We start from the raw sequence: 22,314 nt of genomic DNA, 5'->3' as shown, positions 1-22,314 counted from the left end.
ATGGCCCCCACGCTCTTCCCGTGTTGCTCTGGATTCGTGATGGGGTATCACTGTGATCGCTTTGCCGTACGACAGGTGGAACGGTCCGGATTGACCTCTCCGGGGAGGAGGTACTGAGCGTGGCCTCAGGCCCCCACGAGCGTGACCGCCGGCGCGATGCCGGCGAACCCTCCTCCGTGCCCCCGCCGGAGTTGCATCACCGGCCGCCCGGCCCGTCCCCGTGGGCGCTGCCTCCGTTCGCGGCCCCGATTCCCGAGGACGCGGCCCAGGATGACGCGGGCGAGCCGGGGGACGACGAGGACACCCGGCCGTACCGCAAGATCGGCGACCCGGGCTTACGCGACCCGGACTTACGCGGCGGCATCTGGGCCCCGCGCCCGGGATCGGAAGCAGGCGACGGGCCGGAACCGGAAGCACGGCGCGACCGCGGGCCCAGGACCGGCCGCAGGCCGTACGCGGCACCGTACGGAACGGGGCCGTCCGGGACGGGTGAACCGCGTCACAGCCGCCCCGGCGGACGAAGTCCCGAGGACCCCGGCGAGCCCGGCGACGCCGGCGCGACCGGCCCGCCCGGCCGCGCGGACGCCCCCACGACCTGGCATGGCGAGGGTGCCAGGTCGGCGGGGGAGACGGCCCAGGAGTCCACAGCCCAGGAATCCACGGCGCAGGAGGAGGGCCGGCGCCGCCGGATCGTGAACCGGCCGGACAAGCTGGTCGCCTCGGGCCCGCCCCGGCGGCGGCGCGCCCAGATCCCCCGCGAGAACCCGGACGGGCCCGGCGCCCCCGAGATCGACACCTCCGCATCGGGACCGCTGCGCGAGCACGACCCCGGCGAGCACGATCCCGGTGAGCGGGGGGAGCACGTGTGGGCGCACACGCCGCCCGAGCCCGCCTCCCGTCACGGCCTGGCAGAGCCCTCCGGCATCCGCATGAGCCCCGAGATCCCGGTCGAGCCCGAGCACGACGACCCGCGGGTCGAGCCGGTCGAGCCGGTCGAGCGCATCGGGCGTCCGCCGGGGGGCCGCCCGGCCCGGCCCGACATGCTCGTGGCCGTCGGCCCGCCCCGGGGGAGCGGCGGACGCCGCCACAGGCGGGTGCTGCCGGTCCGGCGGTTCCCTCCGCGCCTCCCCCGGATGGTCGCTCCGGCGGTGATCGCCGTGGTCCTCGTCGCGGCCGCCGTGCTGGGCGTGGCCGTCGTCAGGTGGGCCGGCGGCCCGTCCACGGCCGGGCTGCGCCTCGCCGCCGGCGACGGACAGTCGGGCGACGCGGCGTTCTCGGCGCCCGGGCTGCCGGGCAACGGCTCCAGCCAGGTGCTCACCGCGTTCGCCGCGGCCGGCGCGACGGTGGTGGCGGCGGGCAGCGACACGACGAGCCCGCTCGCCCGGCCGCTGTTCCTGGTGTCCGCCGACGGCGGCGCGCACTGGCAGACGGGCCGGGTCGCCGACGCCCCGGGGTACGAGTCCGCGCCCGGGGCGGTCGGCAGGGTCGCGGGAGGCGACGGCCGCTGGCTCGCCGTCGGAACCGACGCGCCCGGCTCCGCCGGCCCGGCCGCGCGCGGCATGTGGGTCTCCTCCGACGGCCGGTCCTGGACCGCGGTGGACCCCGCCCGGCTGACCGCGTTCTGGAGCCAGGACAGGATCACCGACGTGGCGCGGACCGCGACCGGCTTCCTCGCGGTGGGCGCCACGACCCTGCGTGACGGCACGGCGGGCCCGGTCGCCTGGGTGTCACCCGACGGCGTCGGCTGGACGAGGGTGGACACCGACCAGATCGGCACCCCCGACAAGGTCAGGGCGATGCGGGCGGTGGCCGCCCGGGGCGACCGGGTGGTGGCGCTCGCCGATCCGGGCTCCGGCGACTCCATCTCGGTCGTCCTGCGCTCCGACGACGGCGGCCGCACCTGGTTGCGCACGGCCGCGGCCCTGGCGGACGTACGGCCCGAGCCCGGCGCGCTGGCCGTGACCAAGAAGGGCTTCGTGCTCGTGCCCACCCGGCAGAAGTCGGACGGCGGCGAGGTCCGCGTCTACTGCTCGCCCGAAGGCGCCGACTGGACCCAGTGCGGCACGATAGGGCCGCTCGGTGCCGAGGGGACGGGCGTGCGCGGGCTGGCCGCGTCGGCGGCGGGCGTCGCGGCGGTGGCCGAGTCGGCCTGGGAACGGTACGCCGTCTACACCAGCCAGGACGGGCGGAAGTGGACCAGGAGCGCCGACCTCGGCGGGATCCCCGGAACGCTGCGCGGGCTGGCCATCACCGACGCCGGGGTGCTCGTGGCGGGCGGCGACAAGCGCGGGCCCGGCGACGTGGAGAACCTTCCTGTGCTGATCACCGCGGGGAAGGGCGAGGCGGCGCACACCGTGCCGCTCAAGGAGATCGCCGGGCTCAACCGGCTCGCCAGGGACACCGCCGACGTCGCCGCCTCCGGCGGCACGTTCGTGGCCGTGGGCGCGGCCAACGGCGACGCCGCGATCTGGACGAGCGGCAACAACGGAGCCAACTGGAAGGACGCGGCGTTCCCCGACCTGCTGGGCGGACCGGGGCGCCAGGCGCTCAGCGGCGTGGCGCACGGCCCCAGGGGATGGCTCGCCGCCGGCAGCACGACGACCGATCCGGCGGTGACCCGGCCGCTGCTGGTCACCTCGGCCGACGGGAAGAGCTGGCGGCCCGGTCCCGCGATCGAGGTGCCCGCGGGCCACTTCCTGCTCGCGCCCGGCATGGTGGCCGCCGGGCCGAAGGGCTATGTCCTGGCGGGGGAGGACAGGTCCGCCACAGGGACGCTGCCCGCCCTGTGGTTCAGCCCCGACCTCAAGCGGTTCACCCGTTCCGCGCCGGGCAGCATGCCGGCCGGAGGGGCGGGGGTGCGCCTCTACGACGTCACGGCGACGCCCGACGGGTTCATGGCGGTCGGCGGGTCGGGCACCGCCGACCGTGAGACCGGGGTGGTCTGGGTCTCCACCGACGGGCTCAACTGGAACGCACGCGGCCGGGTCCTGCCGCCGGACACCACCTCGGCCGGGCTGCGCCACGTGGTCGCGACCGAGGCCGGCGTGGTGGTCGTCGGCACCGCGATGACCGAGGACGGTCCCCGCCCGTTCTCCGCGCTGTCCACCGACGACGGCGCGAGCTGGGAGTACGGCACGCTGCCCGCCGACGCCGCCGCCTCGGTCCTCGACCTGACCGCGACCGGGCGGGGACTGGTCGCGGTCGGGTCGCACCGGTCGCCGGCGGAGGGCGGCGAGGCCGACAGCGCCGCCTGGGTGTCCGAGGACGGTGTGGACTGGTCGCGCCAGACGCTCACCCAGGACGGCCTCGGCGGCCAGGGGGCGCAGTGGCTCGGGGCGGTGGCGGTCTCCGGCGACCGCGTCGTGGCCATCGGCAGGTCGGCCGGCTACGCCGACGACCACTTGACGATCTGGCGCAGCACGGTCACGGAGCGGTGATCCCGGAGATGACCCCCCATTCGGCGAGGGCGTCGGCGAGGCCGTCGGTCAGCGGGAGCCGTAGGAGGTCGGACGGCGCGCACCAGCGCGCGTCGGCGGCGTCGTCCCCGGCGACCGGCACGCCCGAGGCGGTCGCCACGTAGTCGTGGATCTCGAAGGTCGCGCCGCCGGGGGCGGGCCGCAGCACGGTCCCGGCGAGCCGCACGACGGTGACGTCGAGGCCGGTCTCCTCGCGCAGCTCGCGGCGCAGCGCCTGCTCGTCGGTCTCGCCGGGCTCGACCCTGCCGCCGGGCAGCGACCACAGCCCCTCTCCGGGAGGGCGGCCCCGCCGCACCAGCAGCAGACGCCCCTCGGCGTCGGAGACGATCGCGCCCACACATCGGATGCACCGCACATCACCAAGATTACGACTAGATAACGGGCAGACTCTTGACGTACGGACGTCACGGAAGCACCGTGAATATTTGTGAGAACCGCGCCAACATGTCCGCGGTGCTTCGGGCCGCTACACGAACCGAACGTCTGGTCGAGTTCCTGGCGATGCGCCGCCCACGGGGACGTCCTGCCCTTCCAGCCGCCCCGGCGGCCCTCTCAGGCCGCTCTGGAGGCCTTGTGCGAGGCGGCCAGGGTGCCCGTCTGGCTCCCGTGGCCGCTACCCTCCGGATGGCTGGTGACGGGCTTCGGCGAGGTGGGTGACGAGCGCTCAGGCACGAGGGCGAGCGTCGTCGCCCTCTCCGGCCCGTCGGTCACCCACGGTCCCGCCGACATGCTGCTCATCGCAGAGGAACCCGGTATCGGTCTCGGCGCCGCGTACGCCGGGCTGCCGGGCCCGGACCCCGGGGCGGGCTTCGACGCCGGCCCCCCGCACGCCAAGATCGACGCACGCGGCCATCCGACGGCGCTGTGGTGCGCGGGGCGGGGGGTGCCGGAAGACCGGGCCGTCTACGTGGGCGAGGCCCTCGGCAACTGGCTGTGGACGGTCACCTGGCCCGTCGAGGCCGGCTGCTTCGTCGCGCTGGCCAACCTGTCGCTGCGTGACCTGCGGGACCAGGACCAGGCGCTCGACCTGCCCTTCGGCGCCTTCTCGCCGCGCCTCGACGGGGATCTCTAGTACGGCGGGTCCGAAGCGCGAGGGATAGTAAGGTTCTGAGCCGTGACAGCGCGTATCGAACGAGTGGTGACCTCGGGCCTCGTGGACATCGAAGGCGACGAGCACAAGGTCGAGAACAACACCTGGATCGTGGGCGACGACGACGAGGTGATCGTCATCGACCCGGCGCGGGACGCCGACAAGATCCTGGAGAAGGTCGGCGACCGCGAGGTCCTCGCCGTCATCTGCACCCACGGCCTGCCCGACCACGTGGGCGCCGCGATCGAGGTGGCGGCCAGGGACGAGGCCGTGATCGCCGTCCACCCCAAGGACAAGCGCCTGTGGCGGCAGACCTGGGAGGAGACCTGGCCCGACATCGACATGGAGGACGAGGGGTTGTTCTCCGTGGCCGACGTCGAGCTGGAGGTGCTCTCCACGCCGGGCGTCACGCCGGGGGGCGTCTCGCTCTACTGCGAGGGTCTCGGCGCGGTCTTCACCGGCAAGACCCTGCTCATGGACGGCCCCGGCAAGCTCGGCGGGGAGTACCCCGCGCTCGCCGACCAGCTCACCTCGATCGGCGAGAGGCTGTTCACGCTGCCGCACGAGACGAGGGTGCTGCCCGCGCACGGCGAGGAGGGCAGGATCGGCGACCTGGAGCCGGAGTTCGACCGCTGGCTGTCGGGGTCGCTGACCGGCGCCCAGGAGGCCGACGCGGCGCCGCCCCTCGTGGACGGCACCGGGGCGTCCGGCATCAAGCTGAACCTCGACGAGTAGGGCCGTGGAGCAGCTCGGCCTCGACGGCATGCCGAGGCGGCTCTACACCTGCACGCCGTCGCGCCTGAACACCTGGCTCGACTGCAGGCGCCGCTACCGCTTCACCTACCTCGACCGGCCCGCTCCGCAGAAGGGGCCCCCGTGGGCGCACAACAGCGTGGGGGCCTCCGTCCACAACGCGCTGGCCGCGTGGTGGCGGGAGCCGTACGACCGGCGTACGCCGGTGATGGCGGCCGTGCTGCTGACCAACGGCTGGATCCGCGAGGGGTTCAGGGACGAGGAGCAGTCGGCCGCGTGGCGGGACCGGGCCCGCGAGATGGTCTCCTCCTACGTCGCCACGCTCGACCCCGGTGACGAGCCGGTGGGCGTCGAGCGCACGGTCGCCACGCGTACGTCGGTCATCGCCGTGTCCGGGCGCGTGGACCGGCTCGACCGGCGCGGGGACGAACTGGTCGTGGTCGACTACAAGACCGGCCGCCGCCCGCCGACCTCCGACGACGCCCGTTCGTCGATCGCGCTGGCCGTCTACGCGATCGCCTCGTCCCGCATGATGCGCCGGGCCTGCCGCCGGGTGGAGCTGCACCACCTGCCCACCGGGACGGTCGCGGAGTGGGAGCACACCGACGAGTCGCTCGCCCGGCACCTGCGCCGGGCCGAGGACATCGCGACGGAGGCGGCCGACGCCGACGACGCCTACCGCGAATGGGCCGGACCCACGAAGCGCGCCGTTCCCGCACCGAGACGGGAGGAAGGCGCGGGCGCGCTCGCGGTGCCGCCCGAGATCGACCGGCTGTTCCCGCCGGAACCGGGCCCCATCTGCTCCTGGTGCGACTTCCGCCGCCACTGCCCCGAGGGGCGGGCCGCCTCGCCCGACCGGCTCCCCTGGGACGGCCTGGCCGAGACGCCCGGCTCCTCCGGCCTCAGCCCGGCGCAGGGCCGGGATGGCGGCGAGGATCGACCAGCGCCCTGAGGCCCTTGCCGACGTCGTATCCGGCGGCGCCCAGGCGTTCGCGCGAGGCCCGCAGCATCGCTCTGGTGCCCTCGTCCAGCACCTGCTGGTGCACGAAGTCGGGGATCGCGTTCATGGTCAGCCGGAAGGCCCGCAACGCCGCCGTGACCGCGATCTGGGGCACCTCGGGAAGCGCGCCGTACAGGCGGCGGGCCCAGTCGGGCAGCGTGTAGTAGCACAGCGCGCCGAACGGGAAGTAGACCGGCTTGGCCGGAGACAGGAAGCGCATGCTCTCCGGCAGGCGCGGCCAGAGCAGGAACCGCACGGCGGCGGCCGACTCGGGGATGACCCGCAGGACCGGCCGCATCCGGGCGAAGTAGTCGGTCATCTCGCCGACCGAGCCGGGCACGTCGTCCGCGTGGAGACCGACGTACATGGCGCTGCGCCGCTGCTCCGCGAGGTACTGGTCGGCCTGCCGGTCGCTGATCGGGACGCCCGCGCGGCGGACGACCTCCAGGTAGGACATCACCTCCGCGCAGTGGACCCACAGCAGCAGCTCGGGCTCGTCCACCCGGTGGGTCCTGCCCGTGTCGGGGTCGCGGATGCGCAGGGTCCGGTGGATCGCGCGCACCCGCCTGCCGATCTCCTCGGCCTCCTCGGGGCTGCCGTACGTCACGCGGCCCACGAAGTCCGCCGTACGGCGCAGCCGGCCGAAGGGGTCGTCCCGGAAGTTGGAGTTCTGCCACACACCCCGCATCGCCAGCGGATGCAGGGCCTGCAGCATCAGGCCGCGAACGCCGCCCACCCACATGCTCCGGTCGACGTGGACCAGCCACGTCGCGGACTCCGGAGGCTGGGCGGTCAGGCCGCTCTTCGCGGGCATGGCGACCGGGTCATCCGTGCTGGTGCTGGAGCAGCCGGCTCTCCGCCGCGTTCCAGAATCGGGTCAGGGCCGCCGCGGTGGTCTCGGGGGCCTCGACGGCCGGCGAGTGGAGCGCCCCAGGCACCACGACGCACTCCGCGTCGAGCCTGCGGGCCATCTCGGCCTGCAGCAGCGGCGGCCAGCCGTCGTCGTGCTCGCCGTACAGGACCAGGAGGTCGAGCCCGCACCCGGCCAGCTCCGCGCAGCGGTCGGGAGCGCCCAGGACCTCGTGCGCCATCGCCACGAGACCGGTGGGATGGTTGGCGAGCAGCCGCTTGCGCAGGAACGCGACGATGTCGTCGGGGACGCCCGCCGCCAGCGCCTCGGGCTCCATCCTGTTCGACCACATGTAGTCGAGGCCGTACTCCGGAAGCTCGGCCAGCATCATCCGGCCCATCCGCTCCCGCGGCCCGACGATGCCCGCGGGCCCCGAGCTCATGAGCGTGAGCGAGGCGAGTTTGGCGCCGTGCAGCGCCGTCTCCCGGGCGACCAGCCCGCCGAAGGAGTGTCCCAGCAGGTGGACGGGCTCGCCCTGACCGACCACCGCGGCGATCGCGTCGACGTCCGCGCCGAGTGCCGCGCACGAGTACGCCGACGGATCGTCCGGGCCCGGCGTCTCGTACTGCCCGCGCATGTCGACCGCGATCACCCTGCGGCCGGCCTGCGCGAGTGTCTGCAGCACGGCGATGAAGTCCTCCTTCGACCCCGTGAAACCGGGGACGAGAAGTGCGGGCCAGCGTTCGGGGACACCGCTGGACGGAAGCGCTTCGAGAGCCGCGAACGAGCCCAGCGGCGTCTCGATCTGCTCACTGCTGACACCCGGAGGAAGGGTCAGGAACCGTGGCGTGCTCACGAGGCCTCCTCCACCTCACCCCGGATCCCGGGAACCGATGGGCCGGACCGGCCCCACGTCCTGGACCGTCTGCTGAAGGCTCGCTCACTCACGTGGCATCACGATACCCAGAGAAGATCCCGGCGACACTGCCGAAGGGACTACGAGGGTTTCGGACGGTCATTGCGCATGCCTCCTGTCCAGGTCATACCCACTGCGGGGCGAAGCGGCCCTCAAAGAACGGGGGCAGGGAGAGCGCCGGTTGTCCGGTGCCCTCCCTGCCCCTGCGGTCGTGCTCATCGCCGAGCGGGCCTGTGCCGGCCGCTCACCCCGTACGACGGGGACGCGGCCGGGGCGGGCGGCGCCGCTGCTGGACGCGCTCGCTTGCGGCGGACGGTGCGGGATCGTCGTCATCGGTCGCGAGGTCGGGAGACCTGAAAACGATCATGAACGGACTGGCCGGGATGATCCGCTCCGGCTCCGGCTGCGGGGCCGGCCGCTCGGCGGGCTCGTCGGCGACCTCGCTCGCGGGCGCTTCCACGGCCGGCTCCTCCACCGGGAGTGCCTGTTCGGCGGTGTCGGCCGCACGGGTCCTGCGGCGCCGGGCCGGGCGCTCCTCCACCTGCTCCTCGACCGCGGGCGCCGGGTCGGCGGCGCGGGTCCTGCGGCGGGTGGTCCTGCGGGTGGACGCCGCCTCCGGCTCCGGCCCGTCACCGGCCTCGGCGTGCTCCGCCGCACCGTCCAGAGGGCCGTCCTCGCCGGGCCGTACGGCCCCGACGTCGGCCAGCGCGCCGGTCAGGGCCGCCGTGTTCGCGCCCCTGCGCCCACGGCGCCCCGGCGCGGCCTCGGCTGCGGTCTCCACAGCGGTCTCCACATCGGCATTCACAGTGGCATTCACAGTGGCCTCGGCAGGAGTCTCCACGGGAGCCTCCTGCGGAGCCGGCGCCTCGGTCTCCGCCGAGGGCGCCTCGGCGTCCTGGAAGCGGCCCCCACGGGTCCGCCGCCGCTCGCGGGTGCGGGCGGGGCGCTCGCGGCGCTCCTCCCGATCGCCGCGACCGGACTTGCCGCGGGAGCGGGTGCGCCCGGTCTCTCCGAGGTCCTCGATCTCCTCGGCCTCCAGGCCCGCCCGGGAGCGCTGGGCGCGCGGCAGCACGCCCTTGGTCCCCTCGGGGATGTCGAGGTCGCCGTACAGATGCGGGGAGCTCGAATAGGTCTCGACGGGCTCGCTGAAGTCGAGCGAGAGCGCGTTGTTGATGACCTTCCAGCGGGCCAGCTCGGTCCACTCGACGAAGGTCACCGCGACGCCCGTGCGGCCCGCCCGGCCCGTACGGCCGATCCGGTGGACGTAGGCCTTCTCGTCCTGCGGGCAGTCGTAGTTGACGACGTGGGTGACGTCGTCGATGTCGATGCCGCGCGCCGCGACGTCGGTGGCCACCAGCACGTTGATCTTGCCGCTGCGGAACGCCCGCAGCGCCTGCTCGCGCTGGCCCTGGCCGAGGTCGCCGTGGACGGCCGCCACGGCGAAGCCCTTGTCCTTGAGCTGCTCGGCGACCATGTCGCAGGCCCGCTTGGTCTCGCAGAAGACCATCGTGAGCCCGGCGCCCCTGCTCTGCAGCAGGCGGGCCAGGATCTCGATCTTGTCCATGCGGTGCGTGCGGTAGACGTGCTGCGTCGTCAGCGTGGTCGTCTCGGCCTCGGCCGTGCCGCTCTCCGCCCGGACCCGGGTCGGCTGGGTGAGGTAACGGCGGGCCAGGTTCACGATCTCACCGGGCATGGTCGCCGAGAACAGCATGGTCTGCCGCTTCTCGGGCACCAGCTTGATGATCCGCTCGATGTCCGGAAGGAAGCCGAGATCCAGCATGCGGTCGGCCTCGTCGAGGACGAGCATGGTGATCTGGCTGAGGTCGAGGTGCTTCTGCTTGACCAGGTCGAGCAGCCGCCCGGGCGTTCCGACGATCACGTCGACGCCGTTCTTGAGCGCCTCGATCTGCGGCTCGTACGCGCGCCCGCCGTACACGGTGAGGATGCGCGACCCCAGCTTCCCGGCGGCGAGGACCAGGTCCTCGGTCACCTGAAGGGCCAGCTCGCGGGTCGGCACGAGGACCAGGCCGCGGGGCTTCTTGCGGTTCTTCCTCGGTTTGCCGACGAGCTGCAGCATGGCGACGCCGAAGGCATAGGTCTTGCCGGTGCCGGTGCGCGCCTGTCCGATGACGTCCTGGCCGGCCAGCGCCAGCGGGAGCGCCATCTCCTGAATCGGGAATGGTGAAGTGATGCCCTCGGTCTCGAGCGCATCAGCGATCTCCGGGATGACTCCCAGGTCTCGGAACGTCGTTGTCAGCGTGGCCTGCCTCAATCAGTGCGAAGGCGGCCCTCCGGGACAGCCGGCCGGCAGAGCCTCCCCGGTCCGGGTCCTCGCGGACAGTCGCGCCCTCGTCGTGAATCAGCGACCGCGGCATCCAGTGGTTCCTGGGGGTCCGGGGATGGCCCCGGATCGACACAGGGATCGACACGATGATCGACACCGTACTGATCCACACAGTGCGGTCGCACTTCCACGAAGCAGTCTACTCGATACCACAACACGGAACCGATTTCTGCGTCTTCTCTCTAAAAGCTCTTGCTGTGCCGGACGGGAAGCCGCCGGAAAGCGGGTGACGGGCGGGGCGCCGGCGGGGGAGCCCGGGAGCCGTACGCTGCACCCATGAGTGATTCCTCTCCCGGGACTGTGGACCTGCTCGGTGTCCTCGCGTACGCCGAGCTCACCGCCTTCCTCCGGCTGGCCGAGGACGCCGCACTGCTGGCTCCGACGCTGAACGACAGGGCCGCCCTCGGGGACGTGGCCGCGACCGAGTACGGGCACTTCCGGGTGCTGCGGGACCGGCTGGCCTCGCTCGGCGTCGATCCGGAGGAGGCCATGGCTCCCTTCACGGAGGCGATCGACGCCTGGCACGCCCAGACCAGGCCGAAGGACTGGTACGAGGCGCTCATCAAGGCGTACGTGGGCGTGGGGATCGCGGGCGACTTCTACCGCGAGGCGGCGCGCCACACCACTCCCTCGGTCAGCGCCCTGGTGGACGAGGTGCTGACCGACGAGAGCCGTGGGGAGTTCGCGGTGGAGCGGGTGCGCGCCGCGCTGGACGCCGACCCGCGACTGTGCGGCCGTCTCGCGCTGTGGGCGCGCCGCATGGTCGGCGAGGCGCTGAGCCAGGGGCAGCGGCTCGCCGCCGTCCGGCCGCAGCTCGCCGCCCTGCTGGTGGGTGAGGAGGGCGAGAACCTGGCGGAGGTCGGGCGGATGTTCGCCAGGCTGACCGAGGAGCACGGCAAGCGGATGGCCGCCCTCGGCCTCACTCCCGGCCCGTGATCTTCATGGCTTGGCGTGGGGCCGTCGATGCGGCGCTCCGCGCCCTCGATCCCCGCTGACCTGGCCAGAATGCTGAAACGGCGGTCATCGGGAGGGCCGGAGGCCCCGCCCGGGGCCCCGGCCGGTCCGGCGTTCATGGGTCGCGCACGTGCCAAACGGATGTACGGTGCGAGCATGAGGGCCTCGCGCCGCTACGGCACTTCCTTGACGAGATGTGGGCCGAACACCTGGATTCCGCGTGCGGTGTTGCGGAGAGGAAGCGCGGGTTGTCCGACGATCAGCGGGAGGCGGGATCCCCATCACGCGGATCTGACCCGCCGCCCCCGCGGATGCGGTTACGGACGCTCCTGACCCGCGCCGATCACGGCCAGCCGCCGGGACGGCGCGCGTGGTGGGCGCGCGCCGTGGGCCGGTCGGTTGTGATGGCGGAGGCGCTTTAGAGCGTCCCGCCGAAGCCGACGGGGCGCGACTGGTCCTCGCCGATCTCGACGAAGCCGAGCGAGTCCACGGGGACGACCACTCGGCGGCCCTTGGTGTCGGTGAGTGAGAAGACACCCTTGTCGGAGGCGAGCGCCTTGCGGAGTTCCTCCTCGATCTCCTCGGCCGACAGGTCGGTCTCCACGACGAGCTCACGGTGCACCGACTGCACACCGATCTTTATTTCCATCGGGCTCCCCTTTCGCGAGGGCTGTTCCCTACCCATCGTCGTCGCCTCGGGGAGCGGTCAGCCCCGTGATCGCGTGAAGCGAACATGATTCCGGTCAGCCGGTGCGCGGGAAACCGCTGATGCCGCGCCAGGCCAGACGCGCCATGAGCTGGGTCGCCGCCTCCTTGGGGATCGAGCCGTGGCTGCTCAGCCAGTAGCGCGCGCTCACCTCGGCCATGCCGACCAGGCCCACGCCGAGCAGGTGCGCCTCGTCGCTGGAGCAGCCGGTGTCCTCCTGGATCACCCGGCTGATCGCCTCGGCGCTCTCGTGCAGCGAACGCTCCATCCGCTGCCGTACGGGCGCGACGTTGCGCAGGTCGGACTCGAAGACGAGCCGGAACGCCTCGCCCTGGCTGGAGACGAAGTCGAAGAAGGCGCCGATGGCGGCCTGCACCCGCTGCTTGTTGTCGGTGGTGGACTCGAGCGCCTGGCGGCATCGGGTCACCATGTCGTCGACGTGCAGATCGAGCAGCGCGAGGTACAGCTCCAGCTTGCCCGGGAAGTGCTGGTAGAGCACCGGCTTGCTCACGCCGGCCCGCTCGGCGATCTCGTCCATCGCCGCCGCGTGGTAGCCGTTCTCCACGAACACTTCCTGTGCCGCGCTCAGCAACTGGCGGCGGCGGGCCATCCGGGGTAGCCGGGTGCCCCGGGGCTTGGCGTCCGGGGTAGCGGTCACGGCAGTCTCCTTGCAAGATGCGCATCGGGGGCTCCCGCCCCGAGGCCTCATCCTACGTGTCGGTAATCCGGATCAGCGATAGTCGTCGTCGTCGAGGTCGACCGTACGCTCCTGCTCGGCCACGTCGGCCGGGTCGGCGTCGAACGGAACACGCTCGGGCCAGCGCCTGTCGTCGGCGACCTTGACGAGCTGGTGCTGCTCGACCGCGTCGGCCTCCGGCGCCTCGATCGAGATCTCCTCGACCACCTCGTCGAGGGGGTCCATCTCGGGCATCTGCTTGTCCTTCCGTTCGAAGGTCGGCTGCGACAGCTCCAACACTACGGCCAGGGTGGCGGCCGGGCTAAGCGGTGAGGGGTACGAACAGGTCGCCGTGTTGCGCCACGCGCTGCAGCACGTCAGGAGCGGTGAACACCAGCTGGTCCGGGCTGTCGCACGCCTCGACCTCCTCCCACAGCAGGGGAGTGGACGCGGTCGGCCGCCCGGCCGCGCGCAGTGAGTAGGGCGCGACCGTCGTCTTGGCCGGGTTGTTCTGGCTCCAGTCGATGAAGACCTTGCCCGGCCGCTCCTTCTTCGCCATCACGCTCGTCACGAACGGATGCTCGGCCTGCATCCGGCGGGCGAGCGCCTTGGCGTAGTCGGAGGTGCCCGGGCCCCGGTCCCAGGGAACGTAGAGCTGCATGCCCTTCTGGCCGCTGGTCTTGGCGTGGCTGTCCAGGCCGTCGTCGGCCAGAGCCCGGCGCAGCAGGACGGCGACCCGGCAGCAGTCGACGATGGTGGCGGGGGCGCCGGGATCGAGGTCGAAGACGAGGGTGTCGGGCGGCTGCGGCTCGCCGTCCTTGGCCACCCGCCACATGGGCACGTGGATCTCCAGGGCGGCCAGGTTGGCGTAGTAGACCAGGGTCGGCAGGTCCTCGACGACCGCGAAGTCGATCTCCTCGCGGTTCTTGGTGCTGCCCGGCGCGGGCAGTGTCACCGTACGGACCCAGTCGGGCGTGTGCTCGGGGACGTTCTTCTCGAAGAAGAACTGGCCGTCGACGCCGTTCGGATAACGCTTGACCGTGAGCGGGCGCCCCTTCAGGTGCGGCAGCAGGACCGGTGCGATCCGGGTGTAATAGTCGATCACCTCGGCCTTGGTGAACGCGGCGTCGGGGTAGAGAACCTTGTCCAGATTGGTCAGGACAAGCAGGCGGCCCTCCACCTTCACCCGCACCTTATCCGTCATCCTTGCTCCTCCCGCCGCACCTCCGCGGGGATCTTGTCGGCGCGCACGCCCCGCCACACGGGTGTGCGCAGCCGCCCGTCGCGCTTACCGCCGTCCCGAGTCCACATCGTGAAGGCCACCTCGCCGACCACCTCGGGCCTGACCCACCGGGCGTTCCGGGAGATCTCCCTCGGAAGCCCGTCAGAGAAGGGGCTCTGCCCGATCTCGAGCGGCTCAATCAGGCGGAGGATGTCGCCGAGCATCGCGTCGGTGAACCCGGTGCCCACATGGCCGACGAAGAGGAACCCGGCCGGGGAGACCCCGGCGTACATGCCGAGCAGGAGCGAGCCGACGCCGCCCGCGCGGCGGCCCCTGCCCGGCCGCCAGCCGCCGACGACCACCTCGGCGGTGCGCAGATTCTTGACCTTGATCCACCATTCGGCCCTGCGGCCCGGCCGGTACGGCGAGTCGAGGCGCTTGGCGACCACGCCCTCCAGTCCCTGCCGCCTGGTCGCCTCCAGCACCGCCGGTTCGCAGGGGAGGTATGGCGGCGCGCCCAGGCCGAGCGAGTCGAGCAGCGCCCGCCGGTCCAGGTACGGCAGGTCGAGCAGCGTGTGCCCGTCGAGATGAAGCAGGTCGAAGGGCAGATAGGAGACCGGCAGCCGGCCGAGCAGGTGGGCCCCGGCGGGATCGGTGATGTGCATGCGTCTTTGCAGCCGGGCGAAGCTGGGCCGGCCCTCGGGGTCGAAGGCCACCACCTCGCCGTCGACGACCGCCCTGCGCCCGGCCAGTGGGGCCATGGCGGCGGAGATCTCGGGATAGCGGGAGGTGAAGTCGGCGCCGTGCCGTCCGGTGACCCGCACGCCGCCGTCGACGTACGCGAGCGCGCGGATGCCGTCCCACTTCACCTCCAGCGCGTACGCCCCGGGGTCGGAGGGGATTTCTCCCGGAATGGCAAGCATCGGCTCGATCGGATACGGCACCGCCATAGTGGGTACCTGCCCATGAGGTAACTCCCTTGAATCCCACCATGGCGTTGTTCGAACACAGAGACGAGAATGTGGCTATGCGCAGCATCTGGAAAGGCGCGATCTCGTTCGGTCTTGTCACCATCCCGGTGAAGCTCTACTCGGCGACCGAACAGAAGGACGTCGCGTTCCACCAGGTGCACCGGGAGGACGGCGGAAGGATCAAATACAAGAGGGTCTGCTCGGTCGACGGCGAAGAGGTGCCCTACGCCGACATCGCCAAGGGGTACGAGCTCGCGACCGGCGAGATGGTCGTGCTGACCGACGAGGACTTCGCCGACCTGCCGCTGACCTCCTCCCGCAGGATCGACGTGCTGCAGTTCACCCCCGCGGACCAGATCGACCCCATCTACTTCGCCAAGTCCTACTACCTGGAGCCGGACGGGCAGGGCGCCAAGCCGTACGTGCTGTTGCGGGACGCCCTGGAGCGGTCGGGACAGGTGGCGGTCGTGAAGGTCGCCCTGCGGCAGCGCGAGTCGCTGGCCGCGCTCCGGGTCCGCGACGGCGTCTTCGTGCTGGAGACCATGCTCTGGCCGGACGAGATCCGCGAGGCCGACTTCGGGTTCCTGGAGGAGGACGTCGACGTACGGCCCCAGGAACTGAAGATGGCCGAGTCCCTGATCGACACGATGGTGGCGGACTTCGATCCCGCGGAGTACAAGGACGCCTATCGGGAGGCGCTGCAGGAGGTCATCGAGGCCAAGGTGGCGGGCAAGGAGGTCGTCGCCCCCGAGGCCCCCGCCGAGGCCGGGCCGGCCGTCGACCTCATGGCCGCGCTGCGGGCCAGTGTCGAGGCGGCCAAGCGGGAGCGCCAGGGTCCCGCCGCGGCCAAGTCGCCCGGCGGAGCCGCCAAGGCCAAGGCCGCCGCCTCCGGTGCCGCCGCCAGGAAGGCCGCGTCGGACGGCGCGGACCAGGAGGAGAAGGCGCAGAAGAAGCGGAAGACCCGCCGCTCCGCCTGAAGCTTTTCGGAGGAGCCCCGGCGGCAATTGCCGCCGGGGCTTTCTTCACGGTATGGAAGTGGGCGATCCGTACAGGGCCGTAGGCTCTCGGCCGCCCGTTCACCGCCGCCCGATCGCCACGGAGGTGGCGGAGGCGTGATCAGGGCGGGCCCGGACACCGCGGCTTCGCGCCGACGGCCCCGTACGACTGGGTGTCACCCGTCAGTGTCAGTCGTCGTCGTCGCCGTCGATCTCGACGACGGCGTCACCGGATGCGAAGGCCGCGTTGTTCCGATTGACCTTCTTCTCCTTCTTGAACTTGAAGAAGCGGAAGTCGTTGCGGTTGACGGCCGCGTTACGGCAGCCGCGTCCACGACGTCCGCAGTTACCCGTGCCGTGGCCCCAGTTGCTGCTGATCGTCGGGGTGCCAGGGGTGGCTGCGTGAGCCGTGGTGGCGCTCAGGGCGAGCGCGCCGCCGGCCATTACCGTGCTGACCGCCAGACCGGTGATGACGTTCCGGAATTTGGGCATTGAGGTCCTCCTCGAAGGATGGAGTGCCCGAGTGCGACATTCCCAGTGACTGTCGGAAATGTCCGGGTGATGTCCTGTATGTCCGGTCATCGCCCGTGGCGTCTTAATTGCCGATGCGGCCTGCCTGCAAACTGGGCCGGAGGGAATTTGGGCTCGCGTTGTGGCGCGATGCCCCGGGTTAGGCGACCGCTGACCTGATCGACGTTCATGTCTGACGTGTCCGTGCGGGATCCGGGGTAGGGCGCGCTTTGCTTCCCCGCCGCGGTGTGGCTCAATCCCATGTTCTCGTTCGATTCGGCCCCCGGCAGCCGGCTCACTGAGGACGGTGCGTGAGGTGGTGGCGGGGCGGGATCGGGCGCCGGAAAAGGTCAGGGCTCCGGCGAGGATCTCGCCGGAGCCCTTGTCTCATGCCATCCGGTGGAAGGTGTTTCCAGGCTTCCCGTCGCTCGCTGCGCGGATGCGCCGGAAACACCTGGCTGCACTCACCGGCGCCGTCGTCCCCGGCCGGTGGCGGAGAGGAACTGGGGGGCGGTCCCGCCCACCGACTCCCGTCACCCGACCGGGCGGCGCGGTGTCGCGCGAGGTGTCACTCCTCGCGGATCAGACGTTGTCGTTGTTGTTGTTCTTGGTGTTGTTGGTGTGCTCGCGGTCGTTGCGGTTCCACCAGTCGTTGTTGTTGTTGTCCCACCAGTTCTGGTCGGCCCACCAGTTGTTGTTGAGCCAGTTGAAGGCGCGGTCGTCCTTCTCCTGGAAGCCGAAGGCGACGTCCTTGGCGACGAGACCGAAGGCGTCGTGCTCAGCCTTGTCATCCTTGTAGAGGTTCTGGCCCCACCAGTTGTTGGTGTCCCACATGTTGTTCTGGTTGCGGTCGTTGATGTTGTGGTTGCGGTCGTTGCGCTCCCGGTTGTTGTTGTTCGGGAAGAACGCGCGCGGGGTGAAGTCATCCCCCTTCTTGTTGTCCTGGGCGATGCCGCCCGTGCTGTCGTCGACGCCGTTGGCCGCGCCGTCCTTGGCGATGGGGCGGTCAACGTTCTTCGTGAAGAAGGGGTTGTCGTCGGCGCTGGCGGCCGTGGCACCCATGGCGACGGCCCCGCCGACGACCGCGGTGCTGAGCGCGAGCCCTGCGAAGATCTTCTTGAGGTTGGGCATTATGGTTCCTCCCTGACAGGATTCAATTTCGAATTGCCCTGTTGTCTGTCGGCATTTCTCGTCCGCATGCCGCGGACGGGAATTCCTTACTGGCTCTTATTGAGCCTTGCTTCCGACGCTAGGGTGATTTCCTGCCGGGCGGCCCGACAAACTGATGTCTGCTGCTTTTGATTAATGATTAGCTGCGTATAGGCTTGATTCGATGGATAATGCGCCTTATGTAGTGATAGGTACGATTTGCCCCCCTGGTGTGGCCGCGTTCTGACGCTCGGCGAGCGGGGGTGCCGACTTACCCGCATTGCGATGCGGTGGGGTTGGTGCGGGGAGCGTGTCGTCGCCCGCACTCATCCCGCTCGCGTCGACGAGGCCGGGGAGCGGCTGAGATCGTGGGCGGGGGAAGGCCGCGGAGGGAAGTGGGTGGTGGCGATGACCGCGGTCAGGGAAAAGAGCAGGGCTCCGGCGGAACCTTCCCGCCGGAGCCCTTGGTTGTCACTGTAGGAGGATTGACGGCCGTCCCCGTTCAGGCTGCCGTCGCTCGGTGAGCGAGCGGCCGGCCGGTCGAGGAACGTGTCTCTGCACTCAACGGCGCCAGTCCGTGTGCCGGGGTCGGAGACCTCGTGGGAGGTTCTCCGGATCCGTCACGTTCTCGGAGCGGCGCGATCGTCTCGCAGGAGCCGCTGGATCTGCCTTCTCAGTTCACGCGGTCGTTGTTGTTGTTGTTCCACCAGTTGTTGTCGTTGCAGTTCCACCAGTTGTTGTTGTTCCACCAGTTGTTGTTGAACCAGGTGTTGTCCTTGTTCGTCTTGTCCTGGAAGCCGATCGCGACGTCCTTGGCGACGAGGCCGAAACCGGAGAAGTCGTCCCGCCGGTCGGCGAACGCCCCCTGGTTCCAGAAGCTCTGGTTGTTCCACCAGTTGTTGTTGTCGTTCTGGTTCTGGTTCTGGTTGCGGTCGTTGCGATCGAAGTTGTTGTTGTTGTTGTTCGGGTTGAAGACGACGGGGAAGACGTTCTCCCGATCACCGCGCTCGCCGATACCCCTGTTGCCCTGGGCGATGCCGCCCGTGCTGTCGTCGACGCCGTTGGCCAGGCCGTCCCGGACGATGGGACGGTCGACGTCGCCGGTCCTGGTCGCGGCGCCGGCGGCACCGGCGCCCAGGGCGAGCGCGCCGCCGACAGCGGCGGTGCTGAGCGCGACACCGGCGATGATCTTGTGGAGCTTGGACATGCGTGTCCCCCTTGACAGGATTCAGTATCCCTGAATTTGTTTAGGGCATTTCTTTTTGTTGTGAGAAATGTCCTTCGGGCCCCCAATTGGGCCCTAACTTCCTGTGCTGTCATGATTTCCAGCGCACTGGCCTGACAAACGGCCATCTAAGCCTTTTGATCACTAGTTAGAGTCTTATGAACTGACTTAGAGGTATTAAGAGAGAAATGTCTCGATTGACCGGTTTCGGGCGGGAGTGTTCACGCGTCGGAGCTCGGCCGTGCGACGGAAACGGAGGCGACGGCCTGAGCGCCTGCGGCGTTGTGGGCGTCGTCCGCATGAGTGCCGCTGCCGAATGGCTGTGGCCTGTCCGGTCGGGCCGGGAGTGGCCTCCTGGAGGGCCCCCGTGCTGCCCGAGGCCTGCACGCGAATCCGTCGCTTCGGGCTCCGTGCCTGAGCCCGCCGTACGGGGAAAAAGTCAGGGCTCCGGCGAGAGTCTCGCCGGAGCCCTTGTCTCTGCTGGATCGAACGGCCGTTCCCGGAGCGTTGGAGTGCTCACGGAGCTTGCGACGCCGCGGGAACGTGACTGCGCCTCAGGGCGCCGTTCTCCTGTCAAGGCGGTGGAGGACGGTGTGGCCGGCCGTTTTCGTCATCCCTTCACCTGGCAGGATTTCGAGCGGCGCGGTCGTCTCGCGGGCCGTTGCCGGCCCCGCCTTGGTCAGTTGCAGAAGTTGTTGTCGTTGTTGCAGTTGTTCCAGTTGTTGCAGTTGTTGTTGTTCCACCACGAGTTGTTGTTGAACTGGCCGTTGTTGAACCAGTTGCTCTCGCGGTTGGTCTTGTCGCTGAAGGCGATCGTGGCGCAGGGGCCGACGATGGCGAAGTTGGAGTCGCTGTCGAGGTTGTCGCAGAAAGCGCTCTGGTTCCAGAAGTTCTGGTTGTTCCAGAAGCTGTTGTTCTGGTTGTTGTTGCACCAGTTGTTGTTGTTGCAGTTGTTGTTGTTGAACGGCTGGCAGTTGTTGTTGTTGTTACAATTGAAGGGAACGAAATTGTTGTTGTTGCAGGGCATGCCGCCGAGACCGAAGAAGCCGTCTCCACAGCTGGCGCTCGCGGCTGTGGCGCCCATGGCGATCGCGCCCCCCGCGATCGCGGTGCCGAGTGCGAGGCCGGCGAGAACGTTCTTGAACTTAGGCATTGCTGTCCCCCTTGAAAGGATTGGAATTCCCCGCATCCTCCGATATTTCTCTCACTGGAGATTCGAGAGAAATATCTCTATGGCCCCCGTGGGCCGGGTTCCTGCGATACGTTGATGTCCGACGCGCGAGCCCGACAAACGCACCTCTGTAGCCTTTGATCAGCTATTAGAGCTTTATGGCGGGACTTAGAATAATAAAGGGCGACTTGTCCTAGAATGTCCGATTTCCATCCCGGGTCGGCGGTGGCGCAGGCGGACGGCGTGCCGGGGCAAGGTGAACGCCGGACGCGTGAGGCGTTCGCAGCGGAAACGCGGATACGGGGAAACGGCGAAACGGCCGGGTGCGGCCCGTGGAGCACGCCATGCCGGCGTGCGTACGACGGCGTGAGGCCGCGCGGCAGGCAGGGGAAAGGCGGGGCCGGGGGAAGGCGGGCAGGGGCGGGCCGATTCGGGCGAGCGCCGTGCCGGTCGGAGGGAGTCGCGACGCGGCCGGGCCTCGGGTCCGTTGGGGAACCGCCTGAGGTCCGCGCCCGCGGATGTCACGCGGCCGGACCGGGGCGAGCGGTGGGAGACGGGGGATCGCGGACAGCGAGGAGCGCCCGTGCTCCCCGGAGGCCCGTGGACGCGGTCCACGGGCACCGTGAGCACGGGCGCCCTTCAGCCGATCCCCGGGCCCGCGGCCCGGGTCTCATCACAGCCGGTCATCCGGCGACGCGGTAGGTCCCGAATCAGGGCGTGATGTCCTCGTCCCTCGGCCCGCGCTCCTTCCTCTTCATGTCTTCCTTGCGGATGTCGGCGTCGACGTCGACATCGACGTCCTTGGTCTTGGCCTGCGGGTTGACCTGGGTGGCCGTGTTCGTGCGCGGGTCGGCCTGCGAGGACTGGTCCTGCCAAGGCCGGTTGTGCATCTGGTTCCAGTCGCTGGTGTTCGTCGTCGGGATCGTGGAGTTCTGCGACCACTGGGCGTTCCACGGAACCGCGGCGGAGCCGTTCGACGACTTCTGGAACGGCGTGAGAACGAGCGTGAAGTCACGCAGCAGGAACTGGCTCTGGTTCTCCGACTGACGAGCGTGCTGCCACTCGTGGTTCTTGTTCTTGTTCTTGTTCTTGTTGCGGTTCAGCGCCTTGTGCCCCTGGCGCTGCCGGTTGCTGTTGTAGTTGTAGCTCGGCCGGACGTAACGGACACCGCCGGACGGAGCGGGAATGTACCCGCCCATGACGGTCGCTGCGCTGGCCGTGCCGGCGGTGGCGCCACCGAGCGCGATGGCCGCGCCGCTCAGCGCGGTGCCGAGGGCGAGAAGCCCGGCGATGTTCTTCAACGCGGACATTTGGGTGTTTCTCCTCTGAATATCGCGACCCCGGCCCGGTCCGGTGAGGGACCAGGGCGGGTGATAGTGGGTTCGGCGCCGTCGTGTGTGACGCGGCGCGATGCGTTCGCCTGGCACCGGCGGTCCTCTCCTCGGACATGCCGCCGGTGCGCTGCTCTCTCAACTGCTCGTTCGACCGCGGACGGAGCGGCGGACGGGTGGCGCCGGTGCCGTCTCTCACGGTCATCCGGTCGCCGCCCGTCCCGCCGGGCGGTGTCCGCCGCTCCATACCGCGTGTGTCTTCCGTCGCTCGCTGGCCGCGGCTCAGGTGAGGCCGCGGGTCACGAGTACGGGGTGGCCGTCGGCTGCCGCGTCACCCGCCGTGGCCGGGACGTTCACCGAGGCCGCTCGTGCGGATCCGGTCAGGGCACGATCACCGGCCGGTCGTCGCGGTCGTAGTCCCTCTTCTTCTCCTTCTCCATGTTCACGTCGATGTCCGCGTCGATGTCCTTCTTCTTCACACGCGGGTCGACCTCGGTGGCCGTGTTCGTCTTCGGCTGAGCCAGGGAGTCCTGGCCCTGACGCGGGTTGTTGAACTGGTCGCTGAAGCTGTTCGTACGGGTGTACGGGTACGACTGCGTGTTTCCGTACTGCCAGTTGTACGGAAGCGCCCGCGCGTCGGTGTCCGTCTTCTGGAACGGCGTGAGGACGAGCGTGAAGTCACGCAGCAGGAACTGGTTCTGGCCCTGGTTCTGCCGCTCGTGCTGCCACTGCTTCGTCTTGTTCTTGTTCTTGTTCTTGTTGCCGTTCAGCGCCTTGTGCTTCTGCCGCTGCGAATTGCGGTTGTAGTTCGCGTAGGGGTAGTAGCCACCGCCGCCCACGTAGCCGCCCATGACGGTCGCGGCGTTCGCACTGGTGGCGGCGACAGCGGTACCCAGGGTGACGGCACCACCGGTGAGCGCGGCGCTGATCGCGAGGATCCCGACCAGGTTGTTGAACTTGGGCATTTCATGTCCT

General features: G+C 70.2%; 21 protein-coding genes. 6 read left to right on the top strand and 15 right to left on the bottom strand.

What is annotated here, in order from left to right:
* Positions 1–119: 119 nt before the first annotated feature.
* Positions 120–3,437: a hypothetical protein gene (locus FH610_RS33780; RefSeq protein WP_139579291.1), complete on the top strand. Its 3,318-nt coding sequence runs from the start codon at positions 120–122 to the stop codon at positions 3,435–3,437.
* On the opposite strand, the gene FH610_RS33775 is transcribed toward FH610_RS33780, so the two are convergent.
* Complete coding sequence (locus FH610_RS33775) at positions 3,424–3,831, bottom strand: NUDIX hydrolase (RefSeq protein WP_139579290.1); 408 nt, start codon at positions 3,829–3,831, stop codon at positions 3,424–3,426. The genes FH610_RS33780 and FH610_RS33775 overlap by 14 nt on opposite strands.
* Before the next feature lie 72 nt (positions 3,832–3,903).
* On the opposite strand from FH610_RS33775, the gene FH610_RS33770 reads away from it, so the two are divergent.
* The 3 genes from FH610_RS33770 to FH610_RS33760 are packed head-to-tail and all read left to right on the top strand — an operon-like array spanning position 3,904 to position 6,271.
* On the top strand, positions 3,904–4,548 hold the full coding sequence (locus FH610_RS33770; RefSeq protein WP_139579289.1) for a DUF6758 family protein: 645 nt from the start codon (positions 3,904–3,906) through the stop codon (positions 4,546–4,548).
* Between the two features lie 42 nt (positions 4,549–4,590).
* Entirely contained in the window at positions 4,591–5,301 is a 711-nt protein-coding gene (locus FH610_RS33765; RefSeq protein WP_139579288.1) for an MBL fold metallo-hydrolase, read from the top strand.
* A gap of 4 nt (positions 5,302–5,305) precedes the next feature.
* The gene (locus FH610_RS33760; RefSeq protein WP_139579287.1) at positions 5,306–6,271 is read left to right on the top strand and encodes a RecB family exonuclease; all 966 of its coding nucleotides are present in this window, start codon (positions 5,306–5,308) and stop codon (positions 6,269–6,271) included.
* Here the strand turns inward: FH610_RS33760 and FH610_RS33755 are convergent.
* From FH610_RS33755 to FH610_RS33745, 3 genes are all read right to left on the bottom strand, one after another.
* A complete protein-coding gene (locus FH610_RS33755; RefSeq protein WP_139579286.1) occupies positions 6,222–7,133 on the bottom strand; it encodes an oxygenase MpaB family protein in 912 nt (303 codons plus the stop codon). The two genes, FH610_RS33760 and FH610_RS33755, sit on opposite strands and share 50 nt — an antisense overlap.
* A 10-nt stretch (positions 7,134–7,143) precedes the next feature.
* Positions 7,144–8,025: an alpha/beta fold hydrolase gene (locus FH610_RS33750; protein WP_139579285.1), complete on the bottom strand. Its 882-nt coding sequence runs from the start codon at positions 8,023–8,025 to the stop codon at positions 7,144–7,146.
* 304 nt (positions 8,026–8,329) lie between these two features.
* Positions 8,330–10,249, bottom strand: coding sequence for a DEAD/DEAH box helicase (locus FH610_RS33745; protein ID WP_205826259.1), 1,920 nt, complete (start codon positions 10,247–10,249; stop codon positions 8,330–8,332).
* Between the two features lie 456 nt (positions 10,250–10,705).
* Here FH610_RS33745 and FH610_RS33740 point away from each other — a divergent pair, with 456 nt between their 5' ends.
* Positions 10,706–11,365 carry a ferritin-like fold-containing protein gene (locus FH610_RS33740; RefSeq protein ID WP_139579283.1) on the top strand — a complete coding sequence of 220 codons (660 nt, stop codon included), beginning with the start codon at positions 10,706–10,708 and terminating at the stop codon, positions 11,363–11,365.
* Positions 11,366–11,801: 436 nt separating this feature from the next.
* Here the strand turns inward: FH610_RS33740 and FH610_RS33735 are convergent, their stop codons facing one another.
* The 5 genes from FH610_RS33735 to ligD (FH610_RS33715) all read right to left on the bottom strand — a co-directional run bounded on the left by FH610_RS33735 (position 11,802) and on the right by ligD (FH610_RS33715) (position 14,910).
* Positions 11,802–12,032 (bottom strand): DUF3107 domain-containing protein, encoded by a 231-nt coding sequence (locus tag FH610_RS33735; protein WP_139579282.1) that lies wholly within the window; start codon positions 12,030–12,032, stop codon positions 11,802–11,804.
* A gap of 94 nt (positions 12,033–12,126) precedes the next feature.
* Entirely contained in the window at positions 12,127–12,747 is a 621-nt protein-coding gene (locus FH610_RS33730) for a TetR/AcrR family transcriptional regulator (protein WP_030507436.1), read from the bottom strand.
* A 72-nt stretch (positions 12,748–12,819) separates the two neighbouring features.
* The gene (locus FH610_RS33725) at positions 12,820–13,065 is read right to left on the bottom strand and encodes a hypothetical protein (protein ID WP_240809358.1); all 246 of its coding nucleotides are present in this window, start codon (positions 13,063–13,065) and stop codon (positions 12,820–12,822) included.
* Positions 13,066–13,087: 22 nt separating this feature from the next.
* Entirely contained in the window at positions 13,088–13,969 is an 882-nt protein-coding gene (ligD, locus tag FH610_RS33720; RefSeq protein ID WP_139579281.1) for a non-homologous end-joining DNA ligase, read from the bottom strand.
* Complete coding sequence (gene ligD / locus FH610_RS33715) at positions 13,966–14,910, bottom strand: non-homologous end-joining DNA ligase (protein WP_240809357.1); 945 nt, start codon at positions 14,908–14,910, stop codon at positions 13,966–13,968. The genes ligD (FH610_RS33720) and ligD (FH610_RS33715) overlap by 4 nt, the downstream gene beginning before the upstream one ends.
* A gap of 104 nt (positions 14,911–15,014) precedes the next feature.
* On the opposite strand from ligD (FH610_RS33715), the gene ku reads away from it, so the two are divergent.
* The gene (ku, locus tag FH610_RS33710) at positions 15,015–15,935 is read left to right on the top strand and encodes a non-homologous end joining protein Ku (protein WP_139579279.1); all 921 of its coding nucleotides are present in this window, start codon (positions 15,015–15,017) and stop codon (positions 15,933–15,935) included.
* 207 nt (positions 15,936–16,142) lie between these two features.
* On the opposite strand, the gene FH610_RS33705 is transcribed toward ku, so the two are convergent.
* The 6 genes from FH610_RS33705 to FH610_RS33680 all read right to left on the bottom strand — a co-directional run bounded on the left by FH610_RS33705 (position 16,143) and on the right by FH610_RS33680 (position 22,304).
* Entirely contained in the window at positions 16,143–16,445 is a 303-nt protein-coding gene (locus tag FH610_RS33705; RefSeq protein WP_139579278.1) for a hypothetical protein, read from the bottom strand.
* Positions 16,446–17,045: 600 nt separating this feature from the next.
* Positions 17,046–17,594, bottom strand: a complete 549-nt coding sequence (locus FH610_RS33700) for a hypothetical protein (protein WP_139579277.1) — start codon at positions 17,592–17,594, stop codon at positions 17,046–17,048.
* A 691-nt stretch (positions 17,595–18,285) separates the two neighbouring features.
* Positions 18,286–18,819, bottom strand: a complete 534-nt coding sequence (locus FH610_RS33695) for a hypothetical protein (RefSeq protein WP_139579276.1) — start codon at positions 18,817–18,819, stop codon at positions 18,286–18,288.
* A 697-nt stretch (positions 18,820–19,516) separates the two neighbouring features.
* A complete protein-coding gene (locus FH610_RS33690) occupies positions 19,517–19,990 on the bottom strand; it encodes a hypothetical protein (RefSeq protein WP_139579275.1) in 474 nt (157 codons plus the stop codon).
* A 728-nt stretch (positions 19,991–20,718) separates the two neighbouring features.
* On the bottom strand, positions 20,719–21,318 hold the full coding sequence (locus FH610_RS33685; RefSeq protein ID WP_139579274.1) for a hypothetical protein: 600 nt from the start codon (positions 21,316–21,318) through the stop codon (positions 20,719–20,721).
* Between the two features lie 401 nt (positions 21,319–21,719).
* The gene (locus tag FH610_RS33680; protein WP_139579273.1) at positions 21,720–22,304 is read right to left on the bottom strand and encodes a hypothetical protein; all 585 of its coding nucleotides are present in this window, start codon (positions 22,302–22,304) and stop codon (positions 21,720–21,722) included.
* Positions 22,305–22,314 lie beyond the last annotated feature (10 nt).

Origin of the sequence: Microbispora catharanthi (assembly GCF_006334915.2) — a bacterium.
Classification (GTDB): domain Bacteria; phylum Actinomycetota; class Actinomycetes; order Streptosporangiales; family Streptosporangiaceae; genus Microbispora; species Microbispora catharanthi.
The sequence above is the reverse complement of the archived record's forward strand: the minus strand, read 5'-3'. Positions and strand labels throughout refer to the sequence as shown.

Coding starts and splice junctions, on each gene's coding strand:
- FH610_RS33735 (WP_139579282.1), bottom strand. CDS start 12,032: ATGGAAATAAAGATCGGTGTGCAGTCGGTGCACCGTGAGCTCGTCGTG.
- FH610_RS33740 (WP_139579283.1), top strand. CDS start 10,706: ATGAGTGATTCCTCTCCCGGGACTGTGGACCTGCTCGGTGTCCTCGCG.
- FH610_RS33690 (WP_139579275.1), bottom strand. CDS start 19,990: ATGCCTAAGTTCAAGAACGTTCTCGCCGGCCTCGCACTCGGCACCGCG.
- ku (WP_139579279.1), top strand. CDS start 15,015: ATGCGCAGCATCTGGAAAGGCGCGATCTCGTTCGGTCTTGTCACCATC.
- FH610_RS33745 (WP_205826259.1), bottom strand. CDS start 10,249: ATGGCGCTCCCGCTGGCGCTGGCCGGCCAGGACGTCATCGGACAGGCG.
- ligD (WP_139579281.1), bottom strand. CDS start 13,969: ATGACGGATAAGGTGCGGGTGAAGGTGGAGGGCCGCCTGCTTGTCCTG.
- FH610_RS33680 (WP_139579273.1), bottom strand. CDS start 22,304: ATGCCCAAGTTCAACAACCTGGTCGGGATCCTCGCGATCAGCGCCGCG.
- FH610_RS33755 (WP_139579286.1), bottom strand. CDS start 7,133: ATGCCCGCGAAGAGCGGCCTGACCGCCCAGCCTCCGGAGTCCGCGACG.
- FH610_RS33695 (WP_139579276.1), bottom strand. CDS start 18,819: ATGTCCAAGCTCCACAAGATCATCGCCGGTGTCGCGCTCAGCACCGCC.
- ligD (WP_240809357.1), bottom strand. CDS start 14,910: ATGCTTGCCATTCCGGGAGAAATCCCCTCCGACCCCGGGGCGTACGCG.
- FH610_RS33705 (WP_139579278.1), bottom strand. CDS start 16,445: ATGCCCAAATTCCGGAACGTCATCACCGGTCTGGCGGTCAGCACGGTA.
- FH610_RS33685 (WP_139579274.1), bottom strand. CDS start 21,318: ATGTCCGCGTTGAAGAACATCGCCGGGCTTCTCGCCCTCGGCACCGCG.
- FH610_RS33700 (WP_139579277.1), bottom strand. CDS start 17,594: ATGCCCAACCTCAAGAAGATCTTCGCAGGGCTCGCGCTCAGCACCGCG.